This is a genomic window from Streptomyces sp. NPDC091416, assembly GCF_044756845.1.
Classification (GTDB): domain Bacteria; phylum Actinomycetota; class Actinomycetes; order Streptomycetales; family Streptomycetaceae; genus Streptomyces.
The window spans coordinates 62,709-83,092 of record NZ_JBIVTU010000003.1; the positions used below are offsets into that span (position 1 = coordinate 62,709).

At 73.0% G+C, this 20,384-nt stretch carries 8 protein-coding genes; all 8 read left to right on the top strand.

From position 1 onward, the window contains the following. The 8 genes from ACIQMX_RS11060 to ACIQMX_RS11095 all read left to right on the top strand — a co-directional run bounded on the left by ACIQMX_RS11060 (position 1) and on the right by ACIQMX_RS11095 (position 20,211). Entirely contained in the window at positions 1 to 5,541 is a 5,541-nt protein-coding gene (locus tag ACIQMX_RS11060) for an amino acid adenylation domain-containing protein (RefSeq protein ID WP_402476636.1), read from the top strand. Positions 5,542 to 5,627: 86 nt separating this feature from the next. Further along, positions 5,628 to 8,933 carry an amino acid adenylation domain-containing protein gene (locus tag ACIQMX_RS11065; protein WP_402476639.1) on the top strand — a complete coding sequence of 1,102 codons (3,306 nt, stop codon included), beginning with the start codon at positions 5,628 to 5,630 and terminating at the stop codon, positions 8,931 to 8,933. Continuing rightward, on the top strand, positions 8,933 to 10,279 hold the full coding sequence (glyA, locus tag ACIQMX_RS11070; RefSeq protein ID WP_402476641.1) for a serine hydroxymethyltransferase: 1,347 nt from the start codon (positions 8,933 to 8,935) through the stop codon (positions 10,277 to 10,279). Before ACIQMX_RS11065 ends, glyA begins: the two co-directional genes overlap by 1 nt. Before the next feature lie 199 nt (positions 10,280 to 10,478). Beyond that, positions 10,479 to 11,327 (top strand): thioesterase II family protein, encoded by an 849-nt coding sequence (locus tag ACIQMX_RS11075; protein WP_402476644.1) that lies wholly within the window; start codon positions 10,479 to 10,481, stop codon positions 11,325 to 11,327. Next, positions 11,309 to 15,886, top strand: coding sequence for a condensation domain-containing protein (locus tag ACIQMX_RS11080; protein ID WP_402476647.1), 4,578 nt, complete (start codon positions 11,309 to 11,311; stop codon positions 15,884 to 15,886). The genes ACIQMX_RS11075 and ACIQMX_RS11080 overlap by 19 nt, the downstream gene beginning before the upstream one ends. Positions 15,887 to 15,891: 5 nt before the next feature. Beyond that, positions 15,892 to 18,192, top strand: a complete 2,301-nt coding sequence (locus ACIQMX_RS11085) for an amino acid adenylation domain-containing protein (RefSeq protein ID WP_402477493.1) — start codon at positions 15,892 to 15,894, stop codon at positions 18,190 to 18,192. A gap of 28 nt (positions 18,193 to 18,220) precedes the next feature. Beyond that, positions 18,221 to 19,492 (top strand): cytochrome P450, encoded by a 1,272-nt coding sequence (locus tag ACIQMX_RS11090; RefSeq protein WP_363071972.1) that lies wholly within the window; start codon positions 18,221 to 18,223, stop codon positions 19,490 to 19,492. After that, the gene (locus ACIQMX_RS11095) at positions 19,489 to 20,211 is read left to right on the top strand and encodes a thioesterase II family protein (protein ID WP_402476651.1); all 723 of its coding nucleotides are present in this window, start codon (positions 19,489 to 19,491) and stop codon (positions 20,209 to 20,211) included. The genes ACIQMX_RS11090 and ACIQMX_RS11095 overlap by 4 nt, the downstream gene beginning before the upstream one ends. Positions 20,212 to 20,384: the final 173 nt, after the last annotated feature.

Sequence of the window (20,384 nt, forward strand, 5' to 3'; positions counted from 1 at the left end):
ATGACCCAGATCCGCCCCGTGGCAGGCAGCTGGACCGAGCTGCTCGCCGATACCGCACTGCGTTCACCGGACCGTGTCGCCTTCATCCACCTCGCCGACGGGGAGGTGCCGGCCGGTGAGCTGACGTACGCGCAACTCGACTCCAGGGCACGGGCGATCGGCGTCCACCTTGAGGAACTCGGCCTGGCCGGAAGCCGGGTGCTGCTGCTCTACCCCTCGGGCCTCGACTACGTGGCGGCGTTCTTCGGCTGCCTGTACGCGGGCGCCGTGGCGGTCCCCGCCTATCCGCCCACCCGCCAGGCGCGTGCGCAGGAACGCATCGCGGGCATCATCCAGGACTGCGGCGTCGACACGGCCCTGACCACCGCGGAGTTCGCCGGGCGCCTGGCGTCCAGGGCACCCGCGGTCGCGGGACTGCGGCTGGTCGCGACCGATTCCGTGGCGCAGGGCGCGCCGGCCGACGGCTGGACGCCGTACCGGGCCGATGAGCGGACGACGGCGTTCGTCCAGTACACCTCGGGTTCGACCAGCAGCCCCCGGGGCGTGGTGCTCAGCCACGGCAACCTGCTGTCCAACGCACACGTCACCCAGCAGGCGTTCGGGACGTCCGCCGGCACCCGCGTGGTGTCCTGGCTCCCCATGTACCACGACATGGGTCTGATCGGTTCGGTCCTCGGCACCGTCTACTGCGGCGGGAGCTGTGTGCTGATGTCGCCCTCGGCGTTCGCGCAGCGGCCTGCCCGCTGGCTGGAGGCGATCAGCTCGGCAGGCGGAACGGCGAGCGGCGGTCCCAACTTCGCCTATGACCTGTGCGTCGACCGCATCGGGCCCGAGGAGCGGGCGGCGCTCGACCTCAGTTCCTGGGAGGTCGCCTTCAACGGCGCCGAGCCGCTGCGTCCCTCCACCCTGCGCCGCTTCGCCGACGCCTTCGCTGACAGCGGCTTCCGCGCCGAGGCACTGACGCCCTGCTTCGGCCTCGCCGAAGCGACCCTGCTGGTCTCGGCGAAACCGCGCGGTACAGCGGCGGCCGTGGACGGGACCCCGCCGGACGGCAGCGCCCCCGTGGTGTCCAGCGGGACACCGGCCCCCGGCGTCCGCGTGGAGATCGTCGACCCCGCCACGCGTGAACGGACCGAACCCGGCAGCGTCGGCGAGATCTGGGTGAGCTCACCGGGCGTCTCCGAGGGATACCTGGGCAGGCCCGAGCTCACCGCGGCCACCTTCGCGGCCACCCTGAGCGGCACCTCCGAGCCGCGTTTCCTGCGCACGGGCGACCTGGGGTACCGGTCCGGGGGCGAGCTCCACGTGGTCGGCAGGCTCAAGGACCTCATCATCGTGCGCGGCCGGAACCACTATCCGACGGACATCGAGCAGACCGTCGAGCGCAGCCATCCGGCGCTGCGTCCCGGCGGGGGAGCGGCCTTCTCACTCACCGGCGGCGACGACGGCGCCGAACAGCTCGCCGTCGTGCACGAACTCGACCGCGGCTTCGACGGTGACCGCGCGCAGATCGTGACGGCCGTCCGCGCCGCCGTCGCCGCCGCGCACCAGATCCGGCCGCACACGGTCGTGCTGATCCGGGCCGGCAGCCTGCCGCGCACCTCCAGCGGCAAGGTGCAGCGGGCCGCCTGCAAGGCGGAGCTGCTGGCCGGCTCGCTGAAGACCGTCCACGCGGACGACGGAGGTGACGCCGTGCCGGCAGCCGGTGCGGAACCTGCCCGCGCCCCCGCCCTTCCCGAGGTCCTCCCTGTTCGCGACGTGCCGGCCCTTCCCGAGGCTCTGCCCGCTCCCGACGCGCCCGTCGTGCCCAGGGTTCCCCCCGTTCCCGACGTGCCTGCCGCTCCCGGCCCCGTGCAGCCGGACGCCCGCGCCACCGGGGCTCTGAGCCTTCTCCGTACGGAGCTCAGCCGGCTCCTGCTCCATGACGACCTGCCCGCCGACCGGACGCTGATCGAGCTCGGCCTCGACTCGCTGGGCACGGTGGAGCTCCAGCACCGGATCGAACGCGAGCTCGGGTACCGGATCGACTTCGAGGAAGCCGCGACCCTCACCCTCGCCGAGCTCGCCGCGCTGGTCGCGGCGCCGAAGCCGGCCGTCGACACCCCGGCCGACGCCGTACCCGCCGAGCCCGTCGGGGACCGCCCGCTCACCGCGAACCAGTACGCGCAATGGCTGGGGCATCAGGTCGCGCCCGACGGCCGCGCCCAGGTGATCGCCTCGGCGGTGGCCGTCCGAGGGCCGCTGGACACCGCAGCGCTCGAGCGGGCGGTGCAGGGTGCGGTGGCACGGCACCCGGGGCTGCGCTCCACCTTCCCCGCGACCGGTGACGGTCCGGTACGACGGCTGCGGCAGGACCCGCGGGTCGAATTCGTCCGCCACGACGCCTCCGGGCTCGACGCGCAGACCTTGCGCGAGCGTCTCACCGAGGCCGCCTACCGGCCGTTCGACCTGGCCGAGGGGCCGCTTCTGCGGGCCGTGGTCTTCACGCTCGGTGCCGACGACCACCGACTCGTCCTCGCGATCCATCACATCGTCGCGGACCTCTGGTCGGTCGAGGTCCTCCTGGCCGACCTCGACCTGCTCTATCCCGCGGAGCTGCGGGGCGACACGCCACCCGCACGGCCGGCCGGCAGCGGAGAGCCGAGGCAGCCGGCCGCGGACGAGCAGGAGCGGCTGTGGGAGTACTGGAGCCGGGAACTGGCGGGCGCCCCCGTACTGTTGCCACTGCCCACGGACGGGCCGCAGCCCGGCCGCCCGCCGCTTACGGATGGGCCGCAGCCCGGCGCGTCGTTGCCCACGGACGGACCACCGCATGACCGTTCGCTGCCCGTCGGCGACCCGCAGCCGGTCCCCGCGGCATCGCGGGGCGAGAGCGTGCCCTTCACGCTCGGCCCGGAGCTCAGCTCCCGGATCGCCGCCGCCGCGACCACCGCCCGGACCACCCCCTACACGGTGCTGCTCGCCGGCTACCAGATCCTCCTCGCCCGCCTCAGCGGCCGCCAGGACCTGCTCGTCGCCACCCCGGAGCACGGCCGTCGCACAGCGGACGAGGCCGACGGCATCGGGCTGTTCGCGGGGATGCTGGTGCTGCGCGGCAGGCTCGGGCGCGGCGACGACGTCGACGCCCTGCTCCGGCGCACCCACCGCACCGTCCGGGCCGCGGCCGCCCATGCCGGGCTGCCCCTGCCCGCGCTGATCGAGCGCCTGCGGCCGCGGCGCAGCCCCGGGCGGCCCGCGCTCGCCCAGGCCGTCATCACCGTGCACCGGCCGGTCGGCGGGCACGGTCCGCTGGCGGCCGCCTGCGCCCTGGGACTCGCGGGGGCTCGCGGCTCGGTCGGCGGACTCGCCCTGGAATCAGTGCCGTTCACTCCGCCGCCCAGCCAGTTCGAGACCGGCGTGACCCTCGCCGAGATCGACGGCCAGTGGCACGGAGTACTGCACTTCGACGCGGCGCTGGTCCGGTCCGCATCGGCCGGCGACTGGGCGGATCAGTTCCGTACCGTACTCGACACGGTGACCCGCGACCCCCGGACGCCGCTGTCCGATCCGCGACTCCTCGGCCCGGCCCCGAACACGGCCGCGACCGGAGAGGAGAGCGCCGAACCGCTCCCCGTGCACGAGATGTTCGCCCGCCGGGCGGAGATCGCACCGGACCGGACGGCGCTCGTCTGGAACGGCGGCACGCTCACGTACGCGGAGCTCGACGCCCGGGCCAACCGGCTCGCCCATCGGCTGCGGGAGGCCGGGGTGGTGCCCGAGTCGCTCGTGGCGCTCTGCCTCCCGCGCTCGCCCCACCTCGTGGTGGCCGTCCTCGCGGTGGCCAAGGCAGGCGGCGCCCATGTGCCGCTGGACCCGGCGCACCCGTCCGCGCGGACCGGGTACGTCCTCGAAGACGCCCGGCCCTCGATCGTCCTGACCTGCGCGGAGACCAGGACCCGGCTCCCCGCCCACGACGCCCTGGTCATCGATCTCGACGCCGAGGCCGGGACGCTCGCGGCGCTGCCCGCCACCGACCCGGGCGTTCCGGGCGACCTCGGCCGGCTGGCGTACGTCATCCACACCTCGGGCTCCAGCGGCCGGCCCAAGGGCGTGCTCGTGCCGCACCGCGGCGTGGCCAACCTCTTCGCGGCGGCGGCGGACTTCCGCTTCGACCACACCGACGTGTGGACGCTCTTCCACTCCTACGCCTTCGACTTCTCCGTGTGGGAGATGTGGGGCCCGCTCGTGCACGGCGGCAAGCTCGTGCTGGTCGAGGCGCAGGAGACGCTGTCGCCGCCGGACTTCTGGGAGCTGCTGCGCCGGCACCGGGTCACCGTGCTGAACCAGACGCCCGCCGTCTTCGCCGAACTGACCGCCGTCCCACCGCGGATGCTCCAGGGCCTGGACCTGCGCCACATCATCTTCGGCGGCGAGAAGCTCGAAACGGGCCACCTCGCCGGCTGGGCGGCCCACGGCGACCCGGCGACCCGGCTGACCAACATGTACGGCATCACCGAGATCACCGTGCACGCCACCTACGGGCCGCTGCGGCGGGGAGCCGGACCGGCGCCGTCCCCCGTTCCGACGCCAGGGAGCACGGTTGCCGAGGTACCGCTCGGTGCTCCGCTCGGCGGCACCGATCTGCGCCTGCTCGACGAGGACGGCTGTGCGGTGGCCCCCGGTGAGGCCGGGGAGATCTGCATCGGCGGCCGGGGAGTCGCACGCGGATATCTGGGCCGGCCCGCCCTGACGGCCGAACGGTTCGTGCCCCATCCCGACCGGGCCGGGGAGCGCATGTACCGCTCCGGCGACCTGGCCAGGCAGCGGCCGGACGGTGCCCTGGAGTACCTCGGCCGCGCCGACTCCCAGGTCAAGATCCGCGGTCACCGGATCGAGCCGGGTGAGATCGCCGTGGCGCTGCGCACCCACCCCGGCATCCGCGACGCCTTCGTCCTGGCGGACCTGGACAGCCGCGGCCGTACCGGCCTCACCGGCTACGTGGTGCCCCGCCAGACGCCGCCGACGGCCGCCGAACTCCGCGCCCATCTGCGCGAGCGACTGCCCGAATACCTGGTCCCGGGCAGCTTCCGCCCGGTCCCCGCCCTGCCGCTGACGGTCAACGGCAAGGTCGACCACCGGGCACTGGCCGCGCTCGGGGCCAGTGCCGACGCCACGCCGGAACGCGCCCCGGCCGCGGCCCAGCAGCTCAGTGCGACCGAGGCGGCCGTGGCCGGCATGGTCGCCGAGCTCCTCGAAACCGCCCGGGTCGGGCGCGACGACGACCTCTTCGCCCTGGGCTGGCACTCCCTGCTCATGGCCCGGCTCGCCCTGCGCATCGACGACCGGTTCGGCGTGAAGGTCCCGCTCCAGGAGCTCTTCGCCGAGCCGACGGTCGCCCGGGTCGCCGCCTCCGTGGACGCCGGTGTGCGGCGAGCGGACGGCAGCGGTGGACCGGGCGGGCAGGGCGCGGCGCGCACGGTCATCGCCAAGGTGGACCGCTCCCGCTATCTCGCCGGCACGTCCGGGTCCGGGCGCCTGACCCTCCCCGACTCCCTCTCCTGAGATCCGCCGCGCCCGGTGCCCACGGCATGGGCACGGCTCCGCAGCCCTGTTGTCCCCGACCGCAATACCGACGTGTGGAGACGGCCATGCAGACCCCGCAACCGACGATCTTCCCCCTGGCCTCCGCCCAGGAACGGCTCTGGTTCGTGGAGCAGTTGACCCCGCACACCGCCGCCTACCACATTCCGCTGGCCTTCCGGCTGCGTGGCGCCCTCGACGGCGAGGCGCTGCACGGTGCCCTGCAGCACGTCGTGGACCGGCACGAGGCGCTGCGCACCGTGTTCCGGCAGGTGGACGGACGGGCGGTGCAGGTGGTCGAGGCGGCCGTGCCGATCGCGCTGCCGCTCCTCCAGGTGGCCGAGGCGGACCTCGATGAGACGCTGAGCACCGAGGCCTCCCGGCCGTTCGATCTGGGCCGGGGGCCGCTGCTGCGCGCCTGTGTGCTGCGGCTCGCCGAGGACGACCACGTGCTCGCCGTCACCCTGCACCACCTGGTCGCCGACATGTGGTCCTGCGGGATACTCCTGCGCGAGGTCGGGGTCGCCTACGCGGCCCTGAGCGCCGGTGAACCCGTCAAGCTGCCGGAACTCCCGCTGCACTACCCGGATTTCGCGGTCTGGCAGCGGGAGCAGCTCCAGAGCGAGCGCCTGGGCGAGCTGCTCGGCTACTGGCGCGGGGCCCTGGCCGGGGCCCCGCCGGTCCTGGACCTGCCCTTCGACCGCCCGCGCCCCGCGGTGCAGTCCCTGCGGGGCCGGCAACTGGCCGTACAGCTGTCTCCCGAACTCTCGGCGGCGGTCCAGGATCTGTCGCAGCGTCTGGGCGTCACCCCCTTCATGACACTCCTCGGGGCCTTCCAGCTCCTCCTCGGCCGCTACAGCGGGCAGCAGGACATCGTGGTGAGCACCGGCGCGGCCACCCGTACGCCGGAGACCGAGCAGGTCATCGGGTGTTTCATCAACACACTGCTGCTGCGCACCTCGCTGGCGGGTGACCCGGACTTCGCCGAACTGCTCGGCCGCGTCCGCGACACCACCCTGGGCGCCCTCGACCATCAGGACCTGCCCTTCGAGCGGCTGGTCGAGGACGTCCGGCCGCAGCGCGACCTGAGCGTCAACCCGCTGGCCCAGGTGATGTTCATCCTCCAGAACGCTCCGGTGCCCGAGCCGGACCTGCCCGGCCTCCGGGCAACCGTCACCGGGATGGAACGCGGCGGTGCACAGTGCGACCTTGACGTGCAACTCCGTTATACGGACGGGGTGTTCACGGGCTTCATCGAGTACGCGGACGACCTCTTCGACGCCGCGACGGTCAGCCGCCTGTGGGACCACTACCACGTGCTGCTCACCGCCGCGGTGCACGACCCGCAGCGCCGTACGGGCGAACTGCCCTGGCTCACCGAGGCCGAGACGGAGCGCGTCGTGTCCGAGTGGAACGACACCGCGGCGCCAGCACCGGACCTCTGCCTGCACCAGCTGTTCGAGCGGCAGGCCGAGGAGTGCCCCGCAGCGCAGGCGCTGGCCTGGACGGGTGGCGGCATCAGCTACGGCGAGCTGGACCGGAAGGCCGGGCAAGTGGCCGCGGCACTGCGCGCGGCCGGCGTGGGGCCCGATGTTCCCGTGGCCATCTGCATGGACCGCTCCTCCCACCTGGCCGCGGCGGTGCTGGGGGTACTCAAGGCGGGCGGTGCCTACGTGCCGCTGGACCCGGGTTACCCGTCCGAACGCCTTGCCTTCATGCTGGCCGACGCCCGGCCTGCGGTCCTCCTCACCGACTCCGCCGCCCTGCCGCGGTTGCCGGAGGACGCGGCCACCGGCCAGGTGGCCGTCGGCGCCGGGGTGCCGGCCGTGCGGGTGATGAGGGTGGAGGAACTCGACGGCGACGGACCCACGGCCGCGAGCGGGTCCCCGGCCGTGGTGACGCCGGCCCATCTCGCGTACGTCATCTACACCTCGGGATCGACCGGCAGCCCCAAGGGCGTCGCCGTCACCCACCGAGGTGTCGTCAACAACATCACCGACCTCAACAGGGGCCAGGACATCGGGCCCGCCGACTCCGTCCTGTCGCTCTCCTCGCTCAGCTTCGACATGTCCGTGTACGAACTGCTCGGCATGCTCGCCGCCGGCGGCATGACGGTGCTGCCCGACCCCGGCCGCGCCAAGGACCCACGGCACTGGGCCGAGCTGATCGAACGGCACGGCATCACCGTGTGGAACTCCGCCCCCACGCTCCTGGAGGCCCTGGTCGACGGCTACGGCGACGGCTCCCCGGCCCGTCCCACGCTGCGCGTCGCGTTCCTCGGCGGCGACTGGGTCCCCGTCCCGCTGCCGGACCGGGCCAGGGCGCTCTTCCCGGACCTGAACGTGATCGTGATGGGCGGCGCGACCGAGGCGTCCATCCACTCCATCGTCCAGCCGGTCGGCGAGGTCGGCCGGGACTGGGCCCACATCCCGTACGGCAGGCCGATGGCGAACCAGCAGGCACTGATCGTCGACGAACGGCTCGAAGCGGTGCCCGCCGGGGTGCCGGGAGAGCTCTGCCTCGGCGGGATCGGCCTCGCCCGCGGCTATCTGGCCCGCCCCGCACTGACCGCCGAGCGCTTCGTGCCCCATCCGTACGCGGGCACCCGCCCCGGCATCCCCGCCGGCAGCCGGCTGTACCGGACCGGGGACCTCGCGCGCTACGCGCCGGACGGCACCATCCACCTCATTGGGCGCCTCGACCACCAGGTCAAGGTGCGCGGCTTCAGGATCGAGCTGGGGGAGATCGACGCGGCACTCGGCCGGCACCGGGGCATCGCCGAGGCGGTGACGGCCGTACGCACCGACGAGGCGGGGCACGGCGTCGGACTCACGGCGTACGTGGTGGCCGCCGGCGACCCGCCCCCGACCGTGGGCGAACTGCGTACGCACCTCGCCGCATCCCTGCCGGACTACATGGTCCCGGACGCGTTCGTCCCCCTGGAGCGGCTTCCGCTCTCGGCCAACGGGAAGGTGGACCGCCGCGCCCTTCCGGCGGCCGGGACCGCGACGCTGGCACTGTCCGGGGAGTTCGTCGAGCCCGTCACCGCCCTGGAGCGGGCGATCGCCGACATCTGGCAGGGCGTGCTGCGGGGCGAACGGGTCGGTCTGCACGACGACTTCTTCGAACTGGGCGGCAACTCGCTCGGTGTGACGCAGGTGGCGTCCGCTCTGAGCGAGTACCTGCGTGTCGACCTGCCGCTGCGCGAGGTCTTCGACGCCGCGACCGTGGCGGGACAGGCGGAAGCCGCCGAGCGCACCGCCCAGGACCTGGGGACGGACGTGAACGCCATCGCCGAGATCTACCTCCGGGTGATCTCACTGGACCAGGAACGCACCAGGGAGCTGCTGAGCGACCTCGAGGAGGCCAGGTGATGACGGCAGACATCGTCGGCCGCACCCTGGCCCATGGAGTGGAACTGCTGGCCGCGCACGACCAGGAGCTCCACGGGCTGCTCGCACGCGAGCAGGTCCGCCAGCACGAAACGCTGGCCATGGTCGCCGCGGCCAGCGTCGCCGACCCCTCGGTCCTGGCCTGCGAAGCCAGCGCGGCGGGCAACGTCACCACCGAGGGATACCCCGGCGCCCGCTACCACGCGGGCTGCGACGTGGTCGACGAGGTCGAACGCCTGGCCGTGGACCGGGCGAAGACGGCCTTCGGCGCCCGGTACGCCAACGTCCAGCCGCACTCGGGATCCACCGCCAACCAGGTGGTCCTGTGCAGCCTGCTCGACCCGGGCGACACCGTCCTCGGCATGGGCCTCAAGGCGGGCGGGCACCTCACGCACGGCGCCGCCGCGTCGATGAGCGGCCGCTTCTTCGATCCGGTGCGGTACGGGCTCGACGGCGACGGGTTCATCGACTACGACGCGATGGCCGAACTGGCGCGAAGGCACCGGCCCCGGCTCATCTTCTGCGGTGCCAGCGCCTACCCCCGGGCCATCGACTTCGGCCGGTTCCGCGAGGTCGCCGACGAAGTCGGTGCCTACCTGGTGGCGGACATCTCGCACATCGCGGGCCTGGTCGCCACCGGCCAGCACCCCAGCCCCGTCGATGTCGCCCATGTGACCACGACCAGCACCTACAAGCAGCTGTACGGGCCCCGCGGCGGACTGATCCTGCTCGGTCGCGACGCGGAGACCCCCACCGCCTCGGGCAAGCCGCTCGCGGCCGCCCTCCAGGACGCCGTGTTCCCCTATCTCCAGGGCACCCCCCGGCTGAACACCGTGGCCGCCAAGGCGCGCGCCCTGGCCCGGGTGGCCGAGCCCGGTTTCCGCGCGCTCACCCAGCGGATCGTCGCCGACGCCAGTGCCCTGGCGAAGGAGCTGGACCGTCTCGGACACCGGGTGCTGACCGGCGGCACGGACACCCACATGGTCCTGATCGATGTGGGCCGGCGCGGACTGACCGGGAAGATCGCCGAGGGGTCGCTGGAGGAGTGCCGGATCGTCGTCAACAAGAACAGCATCCCCGGCGACCGGCACGGACCACAGATCACCAGCGGCGTGCGTCTCGGCACCAACGTGCTCGCGCTGCGCGGCATGGGGGTGACGGAGATGGCCGAGTGCGCGGAGCTGTTCGACACCGTGCTCGGTGCCGTACGTCCTACGGGCGACCGGACCTATGCCCTGGACGACGAGGTACGGCGCCGGGTCGCGGACCGCGTCACGCGACTGTGCCGGCGCTTTCCGCTGCCGGATCACCCCCTGCCCGAACGATGACAGGACACGGACGCGCGCCCACGCCGGGCAAGCCGGCCCGGCGGGCCCGCGGACAGTCTCCCGGCGGCTCCCGCCCGGGCGCACGTGCCCGCGAACGAGCCCCTGTCAGGAACAACCCCGACTGCAACTCCTGCCCCCGGTGGCGAAGCTGGAACCCGGTGTCCTGCGGCGCCGGACGGGCTGTGAAGGGAACACGTGGATGGCACGGCTGACATGGCTGCGTGACTGGTCGCACAGCGACCGGGTCACCCTGCGGGTGCTCTGCCTTCCCGGGGCGGGCACCGCGGCGCACACCTACCGGCGTTGGTCGCAACTGCTGCCGGCCGACATCGGAGTGGTGGCGGTGGAACTGCCCGGGCACGGCAGCAGGCTGAGCGAGCCGCCCGTACGGACCGTGCGGGAGATCCTGGATCCGCTCGCCGAGGAGGTGGCGACGCTCGCGGACCGACCGCTGGTGATCTTCGGTCACAGCATGGGCGCCGCCGTGGGCGCCGAACTCGCCCGGCTGCTCCGCCGCGAGCGGGGCATCACGCCCGCCCTGCTGATCGCCGCGGCGCGTGAGGCCCCGCGTCCCGCCCGGGACCGGGACTACACGAAGTGGCTCAGCGAGGACGGAGCCCGCACGTTCCTCCGCGAGATGGGCGGCACCCCGCCGGAACTGCTCCGCAACGAGGACTACCTGGCGCTGATGCTTCCCCCGCTCCGGGCGGACCTGGCCGTTCTGGCGGGTCCCTGGCCCGAGGACACCGAGCCGCTGGACTGCCCCGTGCGGGTCTACCTCGGCGACTCGGACACCGGTGTGCGGCCGGACCAGGCCGCCGGATGGCGGGCGGAGAGCAACGGCGACTTCGCGGTCCACACGTTCGACTCGGGCCACTTCTTCGTTCACGACCGGACCGCCGAGGTGCTCGCACAGCTGTGCGCCGATGTCACCGACACCATCGGGTGCCCCGACCGGCCGCGCACGGCGTCCGCACCGTCCTACGGCCAACTCCACCGACCCGTCCCCGCAGACAGAGTGAGGCGTCCATGCGACCGGCAACGCTGACAGCTGAACAGAGGGAACTGCTCAGCCGGCTGACGGAGCGCCAGGCCCCGGCCGGTGCGCGCACCCGCATTCCCCGCTACGACGGGGACCGCACGAGCATGCCCCTGTCCTCCGTACAACAGCGCATCTGGTTCTTCTACCGGCTGCAGCCCGAAGCCACCGTCTACAACGTCGCGGGAGCGGCCCGCCTCCGTGGCCGGCTCGACGCGGAACTGCTCCACCGCTGCCTGGGCGAGATCGTCGAACGGCACGAGATCCTGCGCACCACGTACGGACAGACCGACGGCATCCCGATGCAGACGGTCCACCCCTTCACCGGTGTGGAGCTTCCGACGGTCGACCTGACCGGACTGCCCGAGGCGGAGCGGGAGGCGGCGGCCCGGCGCCGCTGCCAGGAGGAGACCGACCGGCCCTTCGTCCTCGAACGCGACCCGATGCTGCGCCCGATGCTGCTGCGGCTGGCCGACGACGAACATCTGCTCCTCATCTGCCAGCACCACATAGCCACCGACGGCTGGTCGCTCAACGTCCTCATCCGGGAGCTGGGCGAACGCTACGCCGCACACGTGCGCGGCGTGCCCGTCGACCTGCCCGAACTTCCCGTCCAGTACGGCGATTTCGCCGCCTGGCAGCGTGGCTGGCTGGACGACGCGGCGGTTCGGCGCCAGCTCGACTACTGGCAGGAGCGCCTCGACGGGACCCGTCTGGTGGACGTCGCCACCGGTCTGCCCCGGCCCACCGAGCTCAGCTGGTCGGGCGGCACCCTGGAGTACCGGATCGAACCGGAGACCGTGCGCCGCATCACCGAGGTGGCCGAAGCCGAACGGGCCACCCCCTACATGGCGTTGGTGGCGGCCCAGTCCGTGGTCCTCTCCCGCTGGAGCGGCCAGGACGACATCGTCATCGGCTGCCCCGTGGCCGGGCGCCGCCATGCCGAGCTGGAACACCTCGCCGGCTGCTTCATCAACGAGGTGGTCCTGCGCATGGACACCTCGGGCGCCCCGACCTACCGGGAGCTGCTCAGGCAGTCCAGGGACGCCTGCCTGAGCGCCTACGACCACCAGGACGTGTCCTTCGAGCGGATCGTCGAAACGGTCACGCCCGAGCGCGACGCCCTCGCACGGATGCCCCTCGTCCGGCATCAGCTCGGCTTCCACAACGAACCGCAGTGGAGCGCGCGGCTGCCGGGTCTCACCTTCACCATCGAGCCGCTGAGCACCAACACGGCCCGCTTCGACCTGGAGGTGGACCTGTCGCCGGCCGACGACGGCGCGATCACCGGCACGATTTACTTCTCGACCGACGCGTTCACCGAGGACGTCGTGGTGCGCATGCTGGAATCCCTGCGTACCGTCCTCGAAGAAGCGGGCCGGCAGCCGGACGTGCCCGCCCGGGAACTGCCGGTGGTGGGCGCCGCGGAGCTGGCCCGGATCGGTGCCGGTGACCCCGCGCCCCGCCGGGAACAGGACCGGCCGGCCACGGTCCCCGCACTCTTCGAGGAGCAGGCCGGGCTGCGGCCCGACGGGACCGCCGTCCGGGCGGGCGACAGCAGCCTGACCTTCCGGCAGCTCGACGAACGGTCCAACCGCCTCTCCTGGCAGCTGCGGGACCGGGGCGTGCTACCCGACCAGCCGGTCGCGGTCTGCCTGCCCCCGTCCCCGGACCTCCTCGTCGCCCTGCTGGCCGTACTCAAGGCCGGCGCCCTCGCGGTGCCGCTCAACCCCGGCTACCCCGTCGCGGACCTCAACGACGTCCTGCTCGACTGCTCCACCGGCCTGGTGCTCATCGAGGGCGACGGTCCCGAGGGTCTCGACCCGATGGTCAGCCGGCTCGATGCCACCGGCGACCTCGGCCAGTGGCCGGCCGACCGCCCTCCGGTCGCACGGACACCGGCGGACCGGGCCTTCGTCAACTACCCCTACACACCGGGCGGAACGCCCCGCGGTCTGGTCAACACCCATGCAGGCGTGACCCATCGCCTGCGCTGGGCAGCAGCGGCCTACGCACGGAACGGCACGGACCGGCCCGACTGCCTGGTCACCGGAGCCGGTTTCGACCTCTCGCCCTGGGAACTGCTGTGGGCCCCGGCCGTCGGCGGCTGCCTGACCCTCACCGGCCAGGAGGATCCGGGGGGCCGGGCAGGGGCGCTCGCCGATGCCGCGGTGAACACCCTGAGCTGCACCCCCTCCGAGCTGGCCGCACTGCTCGACACCGGACTACCCGGAGGCCTTCTGCGCCAAGTCGTCTGCCATGACGAGCGGCCCTGGCCGCAACTGGTCCAACGGCTGGCGGCCGTCGCGCCCGGCTGCCGCATCCATCTGCAGTACGGCCCCGCCCACGCGGCGCTCGACATCGTGGCCCAGCCCCTCCTGGCCGAGCACCGCACCGGAACCCTGTCCCAGGTCGGCGCGGAGGAACCCGGAGCGGTCCTGCGCGTCCTGGACGCCCGCGGGCTCCCGGTCCCGCTCGGCGTACCCGGTGAACTGTGCCTGGGAGCAGTGCCGTTGCCCGAAGGAATCCTCGGCCGCCCGCACGAGGACCGGACCCTCCTCGCCGACGACCCGCTCCGGCCGGGAACGCGTCTCTTCCGCACCGGCCTGCGCGCCCGCAGGCTCCCGGACGGCACCCTCGATCCGCTCGGCGAGGACATCCGTGTCCACACCCACCAGGTCGAGCCGAGTGAGGTCGAGGCGATCCTGCACACGGCCCCGGAGATCGAGCGCGCGCTGATCACCACCCGGCCCGGCGCGGGTGAGGAGGCCGGACTGACCGCCCATCTGACACTGCTCCCGCAAGAGGGCGGCACCGACGAGGACCCCGGCCGCGCCCGGTTCGAGGAGATCTACTCCACCCGGGCCGCGGAGGACGACCCGACCCTGAGCCCCGCCGGCTGGAACAGCCCGCAGACCGGCGAGTACCTGACGGCGGCGGAGATGAAGGAGTGGGCCGACACCACCTTCCGCAGGATTCTCGCGCTGCGGCCCAGCGACGTCCTCGAAATAGGCTGCAAGACCGGAGCGCTCCTGTTCCGGCTGGCGCCGCGCTGCTCCGGATACACCGCCACGGACCTGTCGGCACACGCGTTGCAGCACATCCGCGACCACGGGGACTGGCTGGCCGACAAGGCGGACGAGGTACAGCTCCTGGAGCGGGCCGCGGACGACCTCGGGTCGCTGGCCGAGGGAAGCTTCGACACCGTCGTCCTGAACTCGCTGGTCCAGTACTTTCCCGACGCCGCCTATCTGGAGCGGGTCCTGACCGGAGCCCTGCGAGTGCTGCGGCCCGGTGGCCATGTCTATCTCGGCGCCGTACGGAGCCTGCCGCTGCTCGGACCGCTGAACCTGCCCGCGCAACTGGAACTCCACGAAGCCTCGGACCCCGCCGACCGGCTGCGCGCGGCGGTGTCGGCCCGGGTCGCGCAGGAGGAGGAACTCTGCCTGGACCCGAGGTACTTCGCCGAGCTGGCCGCCCGGCTTCCGGGTATCTCCGAAGTGTTCCTGCTGCCGAGGCTGAGCCGGCACCGCAATGAACTCGGCGCCTACCGCTACGACGCCGTCCTGCGGGCCGGAACACCCGTCGGACCCGGTACCCCCGACCTCACCCTGGACTGGCAGGCCGATGCCCTGACCGCCGACGCGCTGACCGGCCTCCTGCGCGAGCAGACTCCGCACAGGCTGCTGCTCGATGCCGTGCCGGACAGCAGGGTGCACACCCGGCTGCGTGCCTGTGCGGAGCTGACGGCGGGCCGCACCGGCACGGTCGCCGACACCACCGCGGCCCTCGCCCCCCGCAGCCCGGGCCCCGGCTCCCCGGTCGACCCCCACGCCCTGGCCACGCTCGCCGCGCGGGAGGGCTACGCCGCGGTCGTGCAGTACGGCGCGGACCCCGCCGACGGAACGGTGTCGGTGCTGCTCACCCGGAGCACCGAACCGGGCAGCGGTGAAGCGGGCGCGGACGCGGAGCTGCCGGCCGGGTTCGGGCACAGGACGAAGGACGGGGGAGCCGCCGGCGCGCCGCAGAGGTACAACGACCCCTCGACGGTCGCCCGGGGCCGCGCGGCCGTCGCACGGGCGCGCCGACATCTGCAGCAGCGGCTGCCCGTCCACGCGGTGCCGCCGGACCTCCTGGTGATACCCGGCTTCCCGCTCGGCCGGTCCGGGGCCGTCGACACCACGGCGCTGCCCGACCCGGATCCGAACGCGGCCGCCGACGCGCACAAGGCACCGAGCACGGAGACGGAGTCCAGGCTCGCCGTCATCTGGTCGGCGGCGCTGGGAGTCGACCGGGTCAGCGTGCACGCCGACTTCTTCGCTCTCGGCGGCCACTCCCTGATGGGTTCGGAAATCATGGAGCGGGTCCGCCACGCGTACGAGGTCGATGTGCCCCTCGGCCTGCTCTTCGGATCACCGACGATCGCCGCCGTCGCGGCCTATGTCGACGAGCAGCTGGCCAAACCCCGCGAGTCCGTCGCTCCCATCCAGCGCGTCGACCGTTCCTCGCTCCGGCGGCGACGCGCCAGGATCCCGGCCGGCACCGCCTCTTCCAAGGAGACCCCGTGACCCCCATGACGGAATCGCAGCAGCGCGCCACGCCGGGTCCGGCGGGCGGCGGAACCGCTCTCCCCATCGCCGCCGCGGCGGCCGTCGCCGTCGCGGTCCTGCACCGGTGCACGCTTCAGGAGACCGTGCGGCTCTCCTACCGGGACGGCGAAGGCGAAGGCGTGCTCGAACTCGACGTCTCCGCGGATCCGACCCTTGCCGAGCTGCTCTCGGAGATCAGCACGGCCCTGTCCGCGCCCGACCGGGAAGCCGCGGAGGACCTGGACCCCGGAACCCCCGTGGACGTGCGGCTCGCTCCGGACACCGGGCCGCCGGAGCGGGCCACCGGATTCGGTGAGGCGGTTCGCTTCGACGGCTGGTGGGTGTCGGTGGCCCTGGCCGGCGCGGCCGGGCCGGTGGTGGACTCTGCCCGGCTGCTCGCCACGGCGGCCGGGGCGCTGGGCGCCGGCGAGGCCACCCCCCTGTCGGCCCTTCCCCTGGCCGACGACCACGCCGGCCTGGTGGGCAGCCTGGCGGGATCGGGCCGCGCCGCCGTGCCGGCCCGCCCGCTGCACGTACTCGTCCAGGACCAGGCGGAGCGGACCCCGGACGCCGTGGCCGTGAGCTGTGCGGGACAGCAGCTGACGTACCGCGGACTCATGCGCCGCGCCGACCTTCTCGCACACCGGCTCCTGGCGCGGGGGGCCGGCCCGGGACACGTGGTCGGGGTGCTGGCGGAGCGGTCGCCGGAACTGGTCGTGGCCCTGCTCGCGATCCTCAAGACCGGTTCCGCGTACGCCGCGTTCGAACCGGACCTGCCCGCCCAGCGGCTGCACCGGCTCCTCGACGACGCCGGGGTCCGCCTCCTCGTGGCCCAGGACAGGTTCGGCGCGAGCGCGCCGGCCGGCCTGTCCGTGCTGCCCGTCGCCGAGGACGCCGGCACCGAGGTGCCGGTACCCGTCTCGGCGGAGGTCGCGCCCTCCGCGGTGGCCTACGTCAGCTTCACCTCGGGCTCCACCGGCGTGCCCAAGGGGGTGCGGGTGCCGCACGCCGCGGTCTCCCGGCTGGTCGTCGAGCCCGACTGGGCCAAGTTCGGCCCGGACGACGTGTTCCTGCAGCTCGCCCCGGTCGCCTTCGACGCCTCGACCTTCGAACTCTGGGCGCCTCTGGTCAACGGCGGGCGGCTGGCCGTCCACCCGCCGGGCCCGCTGTCCACGGAACAGCTCGCCACCACCCTGGCGGAGGAGCGCGTCACGGTCGCCTGGATGACCGCGGGCCTGTTCCACCAGATGACCGGCCGGCACCTGGACGCCTTCGCGGGCCTCCGGCACGTCGTGGCCGGTGGAGACGTCGTGTCGGCGACCCAGGTGCGGCGGCTGCTGGAGGCCCATCCGGGGCTGGTGTTCACCAACGGGTACGGGCCCACCGAGAACACCACCTTCACCGCCTGCTGGACGTCCACCGCGCCCCCGGCAGGCCGCACGGTCCCGCTCGGCAGGCCCGTCAGCGGCACCCGCGTCCTGGTCCTCGACCCCGAGCAGCGACCGGTCCCGGTGGGTGTGCCGGGTGAGCTCTACGCGGGCGGCGAGGGGCTCGCCCACGGGTACGCCGGACGGCCGGGCGCGACCGCCGAACGCTTCGTCCCCGATCCGTACGCCTCAGGCCCCGGCGGCGGGCGGCTGTACCGCACGGGCGATCTCGTACGACGCCTTCCCGACGGGAACCTGGAGTTCCTGGGCCGCGCCGACCGGCAGCTCAAGGTCCAGGGGTACCGGGTGGAACCGGGCGAGATCGAGGCGGTGCTCACCCGGCACGAGGACGTCCGGCAGACCGTCGTGGTGGCACAGGACGACGGCGCAGGCAGCAAACGCCTTCTCGCCTACATCACCGCCGAACGGCCCGAGGACGACAGCCCGGCCGCACTCGGGCTGCGACTGCGCGAGTGGCTCCGCGGCGAACTGCCCGGCTACATGGTCCCGTGGGCGATCCTGCCCCTCCCCGCGCTGCCGCTGAACCGCAACGGCAAGGTGGACCGCGCCGCCCTGCCCACGGCCCGCAGGACGGCCCGCGCGCTGCCCACCGAATATCTGGCCCCCACGAATCCCACCGAGGACGCCGTGTCGCAGGAGTGGGCGGACCTCCTGGGCGTCGAACCGGTCGGCCTGGACGACGACTTCTTCGAGCTGGGCGGCCATTCACTCATCGCGGCCGACCTGCTCGGCCGGCTCGGTGACCGCTTCGGCGTGGAACTGTCCGCGCGCACGCTCTATCTGCACCCGACCGTTGCCGAACTGGCAGCGGAGATCGACGGCCGCCTGACCGCCTGACGCGTAGTTGAGAGAGAGGCCACACCGTATGAAGCTCAGCCAGCCGGCTCCGCCCGAGTCCGTCGACCTGGACGCCGTCGATCTGACCGATTCCGTCCTCTACGGGGAAGGCGACCCGCACTCCATCTGGAACGCCATGCGCCACCGCGACCCCGTGCGGTGGCAACAGGTCGACGACACCCTGGGATTCTGGTCCGTGACCAAGTTCGAGGACGCCGACCTGGTCCTGCGCGACCACACCAGCTTCACCTCGCAGCGGGGCACGATGCTCTTCCTCCTCGGCAAGGAGGATCCCGCGCGGGGCCGCCAGATGGCGGCCACCGATCCGCCGCGCCACACCCGCATGCGGGTGCCCATGCAGCGGGCCCTGACCAACAAGCAGGTGGAGAAGTACCAGGGCGCGGTCACCAACGAGGTACAGCGACTGCTCGCCCCGGCGTTCACCGGTGAGCCGTTCGACTTCGCCGAGGCCATGATGCGGCTGCCCATGGCCACGGCGGGCACCATGATGGCGCTGCCGCGCGAGGACTGGTCCCGGCTGACCGAGCTGACGACCATGTCGGTCGCGCCGGACGACCCCGAGTTCGCCGGGGCGGGCGGCCCCAACTCCACGCTCCAGGCGGCCCACCGGGAGCTCTTCGCCTATTTCCACGACATTCTGCGTGAGCGCCGGGACAACCTGGGCGACGACCTCATCAGCCTGCTCCTCGGCATGGAGATCGACGGCCGCGCCCTGGAGACCGGGGCGATCCTCTCCAACTGCTACAGCCTGATCCTCGGCGCCAACGTCACCACTCCCTTCGTCCCGACGGGAGCGCTGGCAGCGGTCATCGACACCCCGGTCTGGGACGACTGGCGGTCCAGTCCCAAGCTGCTCAACACCGGTGTGGACGAGGCGCTGCGCTGGGCCTCACCGGCCAACCACTTCATGCGGTACGCGCTGCACGACATCGAGATCCGCGGGAAGAAGATCCGCGCCGGGGACGCGGTGGTGGTCTGGCTCGGATCGGCCAACCGCGACGCCGACATCTTCGACCGGCCCTTCGAGTTCGACATCCACCGCAAGCCCAACCGGCACATGGCCTTCGGCAGCGGGGCCCACTACTGCGTCGGTCACACCGTCGCGCGGATGAGCCTGAAAGTGCTGTTCACCGAGCTCTTCACCCACTTCGAGGCGTTCGAGTTCGCCGGTGAGCCCCAGCATCTGCACTCCAACTTCGTCGCCGGAATCAAACACATGCCGCTGGTCGCCAAGGTCCGTGCCGGGGCCGAGCAGGCCTATGCGGGGGTGTCCGAATGAGCGCCTCGCCGTGGTTTCTGCGCGAGCCGTCGCAGGAGAGCGCCGCCAGGCTCTTCTGCCTGCCCTACTCGGGCTGCGGCGCCAGCATGTACCGCAAGTGGCCGCGGTTCCTGGGCGACGTGGAGATCGTTCCGCTGCAGCCGCCGGGACGTGAGAACCGCTTCCGCGAGGACCCGTACACGACGTACGAGGCGCTCGCGGACGACCTGGTCGAGGTGCTGCTCCCGTACCTCGACCGGCCGTTCGGCCTCTTCGGCCACTGCGGGTCCGCGCTGCCCGGCTACGAGACCGCCGTCCGGCTCCAGGAACGCGGATACCCCGCGCCGGCCCGGCTCTTCGTCTCCTCCCAGATCGCTCCGCACGACGGTCCCCACGGCCGTTTCCTGGAGATGACGGATGCCGAACTGGCCGACGAGGTGCACACCCTGATCGTGTCGCTGGGTGGGAAGCCCCGTCCGGACCTGGTCGAGCTGAGCCTGGAGATCCTCCGCGCCGACGTGGAGACGAACAAGCGCTACCACCCGGCCGAACCCGTCCGCCTTCCCTGCCCCATCACCGCGCTCGGCTGGGACCAGGACGCCGAGGTCGACCACCGCCTCATGGGTTCCTGGACCGACTGCGGCGACACCACGTTCCGGGTCCTGGAGGGGCCGCACTACCGCTTCATGGAAGCGCCGTCCGAGCTCATGGACACCCTGCTCGCCGACCTCACCGTCTGACGCAGGCCGATACCCGGCAACGCCGGTGAACGAGAAGGCCGAGGGACGGCCGGCCCGCACGTGGCACCGCCCCTCGGCCCGGCCGTCCGTTCTTCCACCGGGCGGCTGCCCCGGCGCTCCCGGACCAATTCGGCGCCGCCCGGCGGACGGTAACGCGTTCAGGTCCCATTCCG